This is a genomic window from Halorubrum sp. Boch-26, from assembly GCF_029889805.1.
Taxonomy (GTDB): Archaea; Halobacteriota; Halobacteria; order Halobacteriales; family Haloferacaceae; genus Halorubrum.
In genome coordinates this window covers 26,625-38,089 of record NZ_JARANT010000017.1, presented here as the reverse complement: position 1 = coordinate 38,089, position 11,465 = coordinate 26,625, and the positions used below count along the sequence as shown (strand labels likewise).

General features: G+C 67.6%; 10 protein-coding genes and 1 pseudogene. 8 read left to right on the top strand and 3 right to left on the bottom strand.

Annotated elements, in window-relative coordinates; translation table 11 throughout:
• Window positions 1-648: 648 nt before the first annotated feature.
• Window positions 649-1,515 carry a proline dehydrogenase family protein gene (locus OQF71_RS04300; protein WP_280586029.1) on the bottom strand — a complete coding sequence of 289 codons (867 nt, stop codon included), beginning with the start codon at window positions 1,513-1,515 and terminating at the stop codon, window positions 649-651.
• Window positions 1,516-1,736: 221 nt separating this feature from the next.
• On the opposite strand from OQF71_RS04300, the gene OQF71_RS04295 reads away from it, so the two are divergent.
• The 6 genes and pseudogenes from OQF71_RS04295 (at window position 1,737) to OQF71_RS04270 (ending at window position 7,783) form a co-directional block, all read left to right on the top strand.
• Window positions 1,737-3,080: an ABC transporter substrate-binding protein gene (locus OQF71_RS04295; RefSeq protein ID WP_280586027.1), complete on the top strand. Its 1,344-nt coding sequence runs from the start codon at window positions 1,737-1,739 to the stop codon at window positions 3,078-3,080.
• Between the two features lie 9 nt (window positions 3,081-3,089).
• Window positions 3,090-4,049 (top strand): branched-chain amino acid ABC transporter permease, encoded by a 960-nt coding sequence (locus OQF71_RS04290; RefSeq protein ID WP_280586025.1) that lies wholly within the window; start codon window positions 3,090-3,092, stop codon window positions 4,047-4,049.
• Entirely contained in the window at window positions 4,046-5,227 is a 1,182-nt protein-coding gene (locus OQF71_RS04285) for a branched-chain amino acid ABC transporter permease (protein ID WP_280586023.1), read from the top strand. The genes OQF71_RS04290 and OQF71_RS04285 overlap by 4 nt, the downstream gene beginning before the upstream one ends.
• The gene (locus OQF71_RS04280) at window positions 5,220-6,008 is read left to right on the top strand and encodes an ABC transporter ATP-binding protein (protein ID WP_280586022.1); all 789 of its coding nucleotides are present in this window, start codon (window positions 5,220-5,222) and stop codon (window positions 6,006-6,008) included. The genes OQF71_RS04285 and OQF71_RS04280 overlap by 8 nt, the downstream gene beginning before the upstream one ends.
• Window positions 6,005-6,757 (top strand): ABC transporter ATP-binding protein, encoded by a 753-nt coding sequence (locus OQF71_RS04275; protein ID WP_280586021.1) that lies wholly within the window; start codon window positions 6,005-6,007, stop codon window positions 6,755-6,757. The genes OQF71_RS04280 and OQF71_RS04275 overlap by 4 nt, the downstream gene beginning before the upstream one ends.
• Before the next feature lie 93 nt (window positions 6,758-6,850).
• Window positions 6,851-7,783, top strand: a pseudogene (locus tag OQF71_RS04270) (DMT family transporter).
• 9 nt (window positions 7,784-7,792) lie between these two features.
• Here OQF71_RS04270 and OQF71_RS04265 read toward each other — a convergent pair.
• The gene (locus OQF71_RS04265) at window positions 7,793-8,590 is read right to left on the bottom strand and encodes an RIO1 family regulatory kinase/ATPase (RefSeq protein WP_280586019.1); all 798 of its coding nucleotides are present in this window, start codon (window positions 8,588-8,590) and stop codon (window positions 7,793-7,795) included.
• A gap of 150 nt (window positions 8,591-8,740) precedes the next feature.
• Here OQF71_RS04265 and OQF71_RS04260 point away from each other — a divergent pair, with 150 nt between their 5' ends.
• Entirely contained in the window at window positions 8,741-9,889 is a 1,149-nt protein-coding gene (locus OQF71_RS04260; RefSeq protein ID WP_280586016.1) for an acyl-CoA dehydrogenase family protein, read from the top strand.
• 9 nt (window positions 9,890-9,898) lie between these two features.
• On the opposite strand, the gene OQF71_RS04255 is transcribed toward OQF71_RS04260, so the two are convergent.
• The gene (locus OQF71_RS04255; protein ID WP_280586015.1) at window positions 9,899-11,008 is read right to left on the bottom strand and encodes a GTPase; all 1,110 of its coding nucleotides are present in this window, start codon (window positions 11,006-11,008) and stop codon (window positions 9,899-9,901) included.
• 161 nt (window positions 11,009-11,169) lie between these two features.
• Here OQF71_RS04255 and OQF71_RS04250 point away from each other — a divergent pair, with 161 nt between their 5' ends.
• Entirely contained in the window at window positions 11,170-11,370 is a 201-nt protein-coding gene (locus OQF71_RS04250; protein ID WP_280586014.1) for a hypothetical protein, read from the top strand.
• The last annotated feature ends 95 nt before the right edge of the window (window positions 11,371-11,465 follow it).

Sequence of the window (11,465 nt, the reverse complement as noted above, 5' to 3'; positions counted from 1 at the left end):
CTGGACTCGAAGTTATCCTCGGCTTGCTCGACCGACGGGCACAACGACGAACCCTTCGAGGATTCGCGTTCACCGTGTCGGTGTTTCGGATACTGTCTCATTGAGTGGCGGGTAGACCGCCTCCGAAGGTCGTTCGGAATCCGCTCCGTTCCGACCTGACCTTACTTCCCTGTTGAAGCGATTGATAATTAAAAGGGAGGATTGGGAAACTCAGGCTGTGCCATCGACGGTGGAACGTGTCGGCGTTGTCGGATTCATCCCGCGCCTAAAGCCGCGGGTATTCTTCTTGCGTTTTATAAACAGATGAGGCGGTGGCGCGCCTCCGAGCGGTCGCCGCCGGCGACCGCGAGGAGTCCGCGAGGGACGCGGTGAGCGCTCGGAGAGCGCGAACCGCGAGGTTGGGGAGGTGTGAGGTGCTGCGCAGAGCGGTGTGGGGCTTTGGAGTTGTCCGCCGCTGAGCCGTCGGTCATTTATAAACAGCCGACGGCGCGCCGCTCGTTCACATACAATAACCGCTCCGGCACACTGAGACACTCACTCCCGCGATCGATCACGCGTCGTTTTGCGTGACCAACCGTCGGCGAAGTGAGTCTCGCTGAAAGGTAAGAGTCCGACGGCGTCCACACGACGATCCCCGGCCGAAACCGATCAGTTCCCCACGACCGCCCGCAGCGCGAACAGCGCGTTCGACTTGCGCTCCCGGATCCGCCGGTAGAAGTAGGAGAACCACTTGGAGCCGTACGGGATGTACTGGTAGACTTCCACGTCGTCTTCGGCCGCGAGCTCGAACTGCGCCGACTCGCGGACGCCCGTCAGCATCTGCACCTCGTAGGGGGTCCCGTGCTCGGCGTACAGCTCCTTCGCGTGCTCGATCATCGCGGGGTCGTGGCTCCCGACCGCGATCCCGCCCTCGAACGCCTCGAACATGTACGCGAGGCAGTCGCGGTACGACTCGTCGACGCGGGCCTTCTCCTTGTACGAGAGCTCGGCGGGCTCGTCGTACGCGCCCTTGACCAGCCGGACCTTCCCTGGGAGGTCCGCGAGCCGCTCGAGATCGTCTCGAGTCCGCTTCAGGTTCGCCTGCACGCAGACGCCGACGTTGCCGTCCGTCGCGACCGCGTGTCGCTCGAACGCGTCGAGCGTCACGTCGGTGGTCTCGTGGTCCTCCATGTCGATCCAGACGAACGTGCCCGTCCCGTCCGGGCCGGTCGCCGCCGGGGCGTTAGCCGCCTCGACGATGCGCGCGAGGTTCTCCTCGAAGACGTCGTCGCCGATGTCGAGGCCGATCTGGCTCGACTTCACTGAGACGCAGGCGTCGACGTCGCGATCCGCGATCGCCCCGACGAGGTCGACGTACGCGTCGGCGTCGGCGTCGGCCGGCGCTCGCTCCTCGTAGTGCTCGCCGAGCAGGTTCAGGATGCCGGCCACGCCGCGGTCGTTGAGCGCCTCGACGTGGGCGAGCGCCGCTTCCGGGGTCTCCCCGGCGACAAAGTTGCTCGCGATAGGCGGTATCATACACACATCGCGGATCCGTATCGGTATATATGGCCACCCGACCAATTGTTGTGCGGGTTTAACGACTGAATAAATGTCTCACTGAAATACCCCATTCAAATACCTCAATCAAGTGTCACGACCAGATGTCGCGGCGGCGGAGGAGAACATGTACGGCCGCCCCGACCATGGACGGGCCGGGGTTAAGATACCCCGATATCCACGGAGATACCAGGTCATATATGTCACGAGATACCACGGGCATGGCGGACCGGCGAACGCTGCTGAAACTGACCGGCGGTGCGGGGCTCGTCGCCCTGTCGGGCTGTCTGAGCACGACTGACGACGGGTCCGACGGAAGTGACGGCGACGACGGGAGCGACGGCTCCGACGGGAGCGACGGCTCCGACGGGAGCGACGGCTCCGACGGCGACGACGGCGACGACGGCGACGACGGCGGGGAGTCTGCCGGACCGTACGAGATCGGGATGGTCGACTCCCTGACGGGGTCGCTGTCGGCGTTCGGCGAGCGGAACCAGCGCGGCGCCGAGATGGCCTTGAGCCGCGTCAACGAGGTCGGCATCGACGGACGCGAACTCTCGCTGGCCGTCGAGGACTCCGAGAGCGAGAACCAGGGCGGGATCGCGGCCGCCCAGAAGCTCGTCAACCAAGACGGCGTCCCGTTCCTCATCGGCGCGGTCGGCTCGGGCGTCTCGCTCGCTATCTACGAGAGCGTCGTCGAGGGGACCGACGTCGTCCAGCTGAGCCAGAACTCCACCGGCCTCAGCCTCACCGACTTCCCGGGACTGCTCCGGATGTCGCCGTCCGGTCGCAGCCAGTCGCTGGCGCTGTCGAACATCATCGCCGAGGACGGGTACGACGAGGTGGCGATCACCTACGTCAACAACGACTACGGGCAGAGCCTCACCGACGCGTTCGTGAACGCGTACGACGGCGACGTCGTCTACAACAACCCCCACGACCAGGAACAGCAGTCGTACTCCAGCGTCATCTCGGAGATGAACGGCTCCGGCGCGGACGCGTGGCTGTTCATCACGTATCAGGCCGAGTTCGCGACGATGGTCAACGAGGCGTTCTCCTCCGGATACGAGGCGCAGTTCTACGGCGCCGACTCCGTCTCCGGCGACAGCGTCCTCGAGAACACGCCCGAGGGGAGCATGAACGGCATGAAGATCGTCGTTCCCTCCGCGCCGGTTGAGGAAGAGAACTACCAGGAGTTCGCGTCCGCCTTCGAGTCGGAATACGGCCAACAGCCGACGTCGTGGGCGTCGTACGCCTTCGACTGCGTCATCAACGCCGCGCTCGCGATCCAAGCGGCCGACGAGTTCACCGGCGCGGCGCTCCAGGACACCGTCCGGCGCGTCTCCGGCCCCGAGGGCGAGACGGTGACGTCGTTCGAGGCCGCGAGCGAGATCATCGCGGACGGCGGCGGACCGGACGACGTCGACTACCAGGGAGTCAGCGGACCGATCGACTTCGACGAGAACGGGGACCCCGTCGGGTTCCTCCAGGTGCTTGAGGTCCGGGATCACGAGTACGAAGGCATCGACTTCGTCGAAGGCTAATCCCGATCGATGACCGTCCTCGGATACCTGGCTAACGGCCTGGTCTTCAGCAGCATCATCGTCCTCGGGAGCATCGGGCTGTCGCTCGTCTACAGCATCGCGGACTTCGCTAACTTCGCCCACGGCGACACGATGACGATCGGCGCGTACGCGGCGCTCGTGACGTTCGGCGCCGTCGGCGGGCTCGGGGGGGCGGTCCTGGGACTCCCGTTCGGATTCTTCCTCGCGCTCGTCGTCGGGATCGGCGCCGCCGCGGTGGTGGCGGTCGCCACCGAGAAGCTGATCTACGAGCCGCTCGACATCGACTCGATCGGCCTGCTGATCACGTCGATCGGGATCGCGTTCATCTACCGCGCGCTGATCCAGATCCGGTTCGGATCTGACTTCACGCGGTTCGATATCCAGGCGCAGCGACCGATCGAGTCGCTGGTGCCGTACGGCGTCCGGGTGACGCTCCACGACGTCGCGATCGTCGGCTCGGCGGTGGTGCTCGTCGTCGGGCTCCACGTGCTGCTCCAGTACACCGACCTCGGCCGGAAGATGCGCGCGATGGCCGACAACCCCGACCTCGCGCGGGTCAGCGGGATCCGAACGAAGCGAGTCAAGCTCTGGACGTGGGTCATCGGCGCCGGCCTCGCCGGGGCGGGCGGCGTGTTCCTCGGGCTGTTCAACCAACTCGCGCCGCGGATGGGCTTTAACCTCCTCCTAGTCATCTTCGCCGCGGTGATCCTCGGCGGGATCGGCTCCGTCTACGGCGCGATGGCGGGCGGCTTCCTCATCGGCATGATAAACCAGCTAACGCCGTTCTTCTCCACCGTCGTCGAAGCGCTCCCGATCTGGCCGGGGTGGCTCGCGGCGGCGTTGGAGAGTCTGATAAGCATCGAGTACGCGAACGCCATCGCGTTCGTGATCATGGTCGCGGTGCTGCTCGTCCGGCCGAACGGTATCGCCGGGGAGGCGGCCACATGAGCGCGCTCACCGATCCGAAGGGGGCGATCGCGGAGCTGACCCGCCCGGAAGGGTGGGTGCTCGGCGTCAGCGTCGCGTTCCTGCTGTTCCTGCTCGCCGCGCTGCTCACGGGCGCGCTCGGGCCGACCTACTTCCTGTTCCTCGTCGGACTGGCGGGGATGTACGCGCTGCTGTCGTTCGGGCTGAACGCCCAGTGGGGGTTCACCGGCCTGATCAACTTCAGCGTCGCCGCGTTCTTCGGGATCGGCGCGTACGGCTCCGCGCTGATGACCGCGAGCGGCTCACCGATCGCGGGCGGGTTCAACCCGCTCGTCGGACTCGTCGTCGCGCTCGTCGTCGCACTCGTGCTGGCGCTGCTGATCGGGATCCCGACGCTTCGGCTCCGGGCCGACTACCTCGCGATCGCGTCGCTCGGCCTCGCGGAGGTCATGCGGCTGATCGTGCTCAACGAGCGGTGGCTGACCAACGGCAGCGCGGGGGTCCGCGGCATCCCGGGGTTCTTCTCGGGCTGGCCGGTGCTCTCGACGTTCCCGGAAACCATGCCCGGACTCCGCTTGGAGGTGATCCCGGGGTCACCGGTGATCCTCGAGACGGCGTTCTGGCGCGCCTCGCTGAACGTGCTGTTGGTGCTCGCGTTCGCGGGGACGGTGTACTACGTCCTCCGACGCGCGCACCGGTCTCCGTGGGGCCGCGTGCTTCGCACGATCCGCTCCGACGAGGACCTCGCGCGAGCGCTCGGGAAGAACACGTACTCGTTCAAGATGCAGTCGTTCGTCCTCGGTAGCCTGATAATGGCGCTGGCCGGCGTGTTCTACACACACCTGAATCTCTACGTCGGGCCCGGCGACTTGGACCCGATCACGACGTTCTACGCGTGGGTCGCGGTGATTCTCGGCGGTAGCGGCTCCAACCGCGGCGCGCTGTTCGGCGGTATCGTGATCGTCACGATCCGCGAGGGGACCCGCTTCTTGAACGACGTGGCGCTCCCGATCGACCCCGCGCCGCTGCGGCTACTGCTGATCGGGGTCGTGATCGTCGCCGTCATGCGCTACCGGCCGCAGGGGATCCTGCCGCCGCAGCGCGAACTGATCTGGCCGAGCGCGGTCGACGGACGCGGGACGCCGGAGACGCCCGACAGCGGCGTCCGCGAGCAGAAGGGAGGTGGTGGCGATGAGTGAGGGCGCCCTCCCCACGGACGACGCCGTCCTGCGCGTCGACGACCTCCAGAAGTCGTTCGGCGGGCTCGCGGCGACCGACCACGCGACGTTCGCGGTCGAGCGCGGCACGATCACCGGACTGATCGGCCCGAACGGCGCCGGGAAATCAACGCTGTTCAACCTCATCTCCGGCTTCTACGAGCCGGACGGCGGGACCGTGGAAGTGAACGGGACCGACGTGACCGGCATGGAGCCGTATCAGGTCGCCGACCACGGGCTCATCCGGACGTTCCAGACCCCGCGCAAGCTGGAGGGGATGACGGTCCGCGAGGCGATGCTGGTCGGCCCGCGGAAACAGCCCGGCGAGTCGTTCCTCAGGCTGTTCGCCTCGCCCGGAACGGTCGGCGAGAGCGAGTCGGCGAACCTCGCCGACGCGGAGCGGATCCTCGAGGAGTTCGAGATCGACCACCTCGCCGCCCAGCCCGCGACAGATATCTCCGGCGGCCAGATGAAGCTCGTCGAACTCGCGCGAGCGATGCTCGCCGAGCCGGAGGTCCTCCTGCTCGACGAGCCGGTCGCGGGGGTGAACCCGACGCTCGCGAAGAAGCTGAAGTCGCAGATCCGGCGGCTCAACGAGCAGGGGACGACCTTCCTGCTCATCGAGCACGACATGGAGTTCGTGATGGACTTGGCGGACCCGATCGTCGTCCTCGATCAGGGACACGTCCTGACCGAGGGGACGCCGGAGGGGGTCCGCAGCGACGACCGCGTCATCGACGCGTACCTCGGAGGCGGCACATGAGCGACGACACCACCGGGGCTCCGGACGGGCCTCACGGCGGAACCGATCCCGTGCTCTCGCTGTCGGGCGTCGACAGCGGGTACGGCGAGGTGCAGGTGCTCGACGACTGCTCGATCCGGCTCGATCCGGGCGAGATCGTCTGTCTCGTCGGCCCGAACGGGGCGGGGAAGTCGACGGTGCTCAAGACGGCGTTCGGGATGTTGACCCCGTGGACGGGGACCGTCCGGTACCACGGCCGCGACATCGGCGGGATGGCTCCCGAGGAGATCGTCCGCGATGGGATCGGCTACGTCCCACAGACCGACAACGTGTTCGGCTCGCTGACGATCGACGAGAACCTCCGGATGGGCGGCGTCGCGCGCGACGACGGCCTCGAAGAGGTGATCGAGACGCTGTACGACCGGTTCCCGATCATCGATCGGAAGCGCACCGCGAAGGCGCGGACGCTTTCGGGCGGCCAGCGGCAGGTGCTCGCGTTCGCCCGGGCCCTGGTGATGGAGCCCGACGTGCTCCTCATCGACGAGCCCTCCGCGGGGCTCGCGCCGAACACCGCCGACGACGTGTTCGAGGACGTCCAGGAGGTCAACGATATGGACACGGCGATCCTCATGGTCGAGCAGAACGTGACGAAGGGGCTCGGCATCTCCGACCGGGGCTACGTCCTCGATCAAGGGACCGTCCGGTTCGAGGGGACCCCGGAGGAGCTGCTGAACGACGAGGAGGTCTCGCAGCTGTACCTGGGCGGCTGAACCTCCCGCGAGCTCGGCACGTGTCGGTGCCGCGCCGATCCGCCTCGCCGACCGCCGGCGAACCGACCGCACCGAAGCCGCTCGACCCACGTCATGTCAGCAGGCCTCGAACGCTACGCCTTCGCCCTCGCCCCGCTCGCAGCCGCGGCGCTGTGGGGCGGGATGTACGTCGTCAGCAAGTGGGGATTTGCGCTGATCCCGCCGGTGACGCTCGGCTTTCTCCGAGTCGCGCTGGGCGCCGGAGCGCTCTGGCTCGCCGTCGCCGGCCGCGGCATGACCGCGCCGACGCGGGGAGAGTGGGCGACGTTCGCGGGGCTCGGCGGGTGGGTGACTCTGACGGTCGCCACCCAGTTCGTCGGCACCGAGCTGACGAACGCCAGCCAGGGGTCGCTCCTGACCGTGTTGACGCCGGTGTTCACCGTCGCGCTGGGCGCGCTCGTGCTCGGCGAGCGCGTCACCGCGACGAAAGCCGCTGGCATGGCCGTCGCCGCCGTCGGCACCGCGGTCGTCCTCGCGGGCCAGTACGATCTCGCGTCGATCGCCGCCGGGAACCTGCTCGGCGTGACGCTGCTGCTCGTCGGAAGCGCGGCGTGGGCCGCCTACACCGTCTGGGGCCTCCGCGCGGTCAGGCGGCACGGGGCGCTCCGGGCGGCGACCTACTCGGCGCTGGCGAGCGTCCCGATGTTGGGCTCCCTCGCTGCCGGCGAGCTGTGGTACCTCGGGCGTTCGCCGGCCGAACTCCCGTTGACCGTCGAGTCGGTGGGTGCCGTGCTGTACCTCGGGACCGCGTCGACGGCGGCGGCCTGGTATCTCTGATATAAGGGGTTGGAGTACGTCCCAGCGGGGACCGTCGCCGCGTTCTTTTTCGCGCAGCCCGCCGTCGGAGCGGCGCTCGGCGCGGCGCTGCTCGGGGAGTCGCTCGGTCCGGGCTTCCTCGGCGGCGGCGCGCTGATGGCGGCCGGGATCTGGGTCGTCAGCGCCGAGCGAGCGGACCCGCCGGACGAGTCAGCCGACCCGACCGGGTGAAACCTCGTCCTAGGTGGTCCGTTTCTCCAACTCCCCTTTCAGCTCCGCGGCCTCGAAGTCGTGGTCCGGGCGGATCGCGACGAAGTCGATGAACCGCCGGGCCGCGAGCAGTTCGTCGGTCGAGTAGCTCTCCAACGCGGCGTCGATCGCGCCCGGCGCGCCGATGAGGGGCTCCAACGCGGCGAGCGCGCTCGCGAGGTCGTACGACCGCGCCGACTCGCGGCCCGCCTCGCTCACGCTCGTCGCGTCGATGACGTACAGGTCGCCGTCGCGCACGAGGACGTTCTCCGCCCGGAGGTCGCCGTGGGCGAGCCCGGCGTCGTGAATCGTCCGGAGGGTCTCGAACAGCGGCGGCGCCAGCTCCCCGACGGCCGCCCGGTCGAGCTCGTCGAGCGCCCGGAACTCGGGGAGGTACTCCAGGACGACGACGCCGAGGTCGTCGACTTCCAACGCCTCGACGGGCTCCGGGGCGTTGACGCCGAGTTCGCGGACCTTCCGGGTCGCCTCCAGCTCGTGCAGGGCCATCTCGTAGGGGGTCTCGTAGCGCTCGAAGAAGCCCTCCGTGCCGGCGGAGACGGCGCCGAGATTTCGCCCGGTGGTGAACAGCGTGTGGACGAGCGTGTTCTGTCGGGTGATCACCTTCACGAACAGGTCGTCGTCGAGGACCATCGGCGTCGACAGCCAGTTGTCGGCGTCGAGGAAGCGCACCCGCATCTCCTCGCGGTCGTACCGGTCCGCCAGCTCTCGGACGACCCGCTCGATGTCGGGCCAGTCCACGCGACCGCGCACGAGCCGGCGGAGCTCCATGTCGGAATCGAACGCGGCGACGACGTTTAAATGCGTCCTCGCCCGGCGCTCCGGGGCGGGAGGCGCGTGGGAATGAGGACGGAGAGGGGATCCTCCGGATCGATCACGGACGTTCGCATCGTTTATGTCGAGCGGTCGCAATTCTTGCCCATGGACTTCGAGCTACCCGCCGAACACCGGATGATACGTGACACCGTCCGGGACTTTTGCGAGTCGGAGATCCGACCGATCGCCCAGGAGATCGAGGACGAACACCGGTTTCCCGACGAGGTGTTTGCCGACCTGAACGACCTCGACGTGATGGGTGTCCCGGTGAGCGAGGAGTACGGCGGGCTCGGCGGGGACCAGCTCATGTACGCCCTCGTCACCGAGGAGCTGGGCCGCGTCTCCGGCGGGATCGGCCTGTCGTACGCCGCCCACACCTCGCTCGGCGCGAAGCCGATCGAGCTGTTCGGGACGCCCGAACAGAAGGAACAGTGGCTTCGCCCGCTCGCCGAGGGCGGCGGGATCGGCGCGTGGGCGCTCACAGAGCCCGGCAGCGGCTCAGACGCCTCGGACATGGACACGACCGCCGAGCACGACCCCGACGCGGGCGAGTACGTGTTGAACGGGACGAAGCAGTTCATCACGAACGCGAACGTCGCCAACAGCGTGCTGGTGAAGGCCGTCACCGATCCCGGCGCGGGGTACGACGGCATCTCGACGTTCATCGTCGACCCGGAGAACGACGACGGGTTCGAGGTCACGACCGTCTGGGACAAGATGGGACTCAACTCCTCGCCGACCTGCGAGATCCAGTTGGACGACGTCCGGATCCCGGAGGACCGGCTGCTCGGGGAGGAGGGCGACGGGTGGACGCAGACGATGAAGACGCTCGACGGCGGGCGGATCTCCATCGCGGCGCTGTCGGTCGGGCTCGCGCAGGGCGCCTACGAGGCCGCCAAGGAGTACGCCGGCGAGCGCGAGCAGTTCGGGAAGCCGATCGCGACGTTCGACGCGATCCGCGACAAGGTGGTCCACATGCACCGGCAGACGGAGCGCGCGCGCCTGCTCACGCACAAGGCCGCGACGACGTACGACGCCGGCGAGTCGGTGACTCAAGAATCGGCGTTGGCGAAGCTCGACGCCAGCGAGGCGGCCCGGGAGGTCGCCGAGGAGGCGGTGCAGACGCTCGGCGGTTACGGGTACACCACCGACTTCGCGCCCCAGCGGTTCTACCGCGACGCGAAGCTGATGGAGATCGGCGAGGGAACGAGCGAGATCCAACACGTTGTGCTCGGGCGCGAGCTGGGGCTCTAACCCGTAAACTCACTTCCGCGCGACGATCCGGAGCACGTCCTCGTCCGCCAGCTCGTGACCCTTGCCGACCTGCTGGTCGTCGTGTTTCGCGCTCTGACCGGAGACGCGCGCGAACTTGAACCGCTCGTCGAACTCCCCGCCGATCTTCTCGCAGGCGTCGCCGACCGTGTCGCCCTCGAACAGTATCAGCGGCTCCTCGTAATCGACGCCGCGGCCGGGCTTGTCCATGTAGATCCGGATGAGACCGAGCTCCTCCCAGAGCCGGTCTTTGAGCCCGTCGAGCCCGAGTTCCTTCTCCGCGGAGATGAAGAGCACGTCGTCGGGGTCGAGGTCGCGCTCACGGAGCTCCGCTTTGACCGTCGGGAGGTAGCTCTTGTCGATGAGGTCGGCCTTGTTCACCGTGACCATCGACGGGAGGTACTCGCGGTTGTCCATCACGGCGTCGACGAGCTCGTCGATCGTGAGGTCGTGGGGGATCGTCACCTTTGCGTTGACGTAGCCGTACTCACGGAGCACCTGCTTGACGGTCCCTTCGTTGAGGCTCACGTCGTCGCTCATCGTCACTCCGATCCCGTCCTTGTGGGTCTTTCGGATGTTGATGTTGGGGGGATCCGTGTCGAGCCGGATGTTGGTCGCGTACAGCTCCTCGCGGAGGCGGTCGTACTGCTCGATCTCGAACACGGAGAGCATGAACACGACGAGGTCGGCGGTCCGGACGACCGAGAGCACCTCCTTCCCGCCCCCGCGACCGCCCGCGGCGCCCTCGATCAGTCCCGGTACGTCGAGGATCTGGATGTTCGCGCCGCGGTACTTCAGCATGCCGGGGTTGACATCGAGCGTGGTGAACTCGTAGGAGCCGACCTCGCTGTCGGCGTTGGTGAGGGCGTTGATGAGAGTGGACTTGCCCACGCTCGGGAACCCGACGAGCGCGACCGTGGCGTCGCCGTGCTTCTCGACCGCGTAGCCGTGGCCGCCGCCGGCGGAGGACTGGTTCTCCAGCTTCTCCTTTTTTTCCGCGAGCTTCGCCTTCAGGCGCCCGATGTGGGCCTCCGTGGCCTTGTTGTAGGGCGTGTCGGCGATCTCCTCGCGGAGGTCCTCGATCTCTGCTTCCAGTCCCATTGGCGTACAGTCGGCCGTTCGTCTCGTTAAAGGTGTTCCTTCGACCCGCCGGACGACCCCGCCGCGGACCGGTCGCCGCCACAGCCCCTGCGAACGCGCCGCCATCGTGTCGACGCTTCGACACGGTTATATCCGTGACGCAAAGTAGACACGCACGACGTATGCCCGACCCGTCGAGCCTCCGTGACAGCACTCAAATCGTCCTCCCGTGTCACGCCCTCGACGGCCTCAGAGAGCGGTTCCGGGAGCGGTTCACCGTAACGGTCGTCGAAGACGACGGCTACTACCGGATCATCGGCAGTCCCGTTGAGATCAAGGCCGCGAGCGACTTTCTCGCGCGGAACGGCGTCGCGGTCGCGTAGCGCCGCTGGCCTCACCGTAACACCGATCCGCCGAGTGCGGTCCGTTGTCGCGCCGAGCGATCGAATACCGCACTGACGAGCGACGCGAGAACGAT

Coding starts and splice junctions, on each gene's coding strand:
- OQF71_RS04300 (WP_280586029.1), bottom strand. CDS start 1,515: ATGATACCGCCTATCGCGAGCAACTTTGTCGCCGGGGAGACCCCGGAA.
- OQF71_RS04290 (WP_280586025.1), top strand. CDS start 3,090: ATGACCGTCCTCGGATACCTGGCTAACGGCCTGGTCTTCAGCAGCATC.
- OQF71_RS04260 (WP_280586016.1), top strand. CDS start 8,741: ATGGACTTCGAGCTACCCGCCGAACACCGGATGATACGTGACACCGTC.
- OQF71_RS04285 (WP_280586023.1), top strand. CDS start 4,046: ATGAGCGCGCTCACCGATCCGAAGGGGGCGATCGCGGAGCTGACCCGC.
- OQF71_RS04265 (WP_280586019.1), bottom strand. CDS start 8,590: ATGGAGCTCCGCCGGCTCGTGCGCGGTCGCGTGGACTGGCCCGACATC.
- OQF71_RS04295 (WP_280586027.1), top strand. CDS start 1,737: ATGTCACGAGATACCACGGGCATGGCGGACCGGCGAACGCTGCTGAAA.
- OQF71_RS04250 (WP_280586014.1), top strand. CDS start 11,170: ATGCCCGACCCGTCGAGCCTCCGTGACAGCACTCAAATCGTCCTCCCG.
- OQF71_RS04280 (WP_280586022.1), top strand. CDS start 5,220: ATGAGTGAGGGCGCCCTCCCCACGGACGACGCCGTCCTGCGCGTCGAC.
- OQF71_RS04275 (WP_280586021.1), top strand. CDS start 6,005: ATGAGCGACGACACCACCGGGGCTCCGGACGGGCCTCACGGCGGAACC.
- OQF71_RS04255 (WP_280586015.1), bottom strand. CDS start 11,008: ATGGGACTGGAAGCAGAGATCGAGGACCTCCGCGAGGAGATCGCCGAC.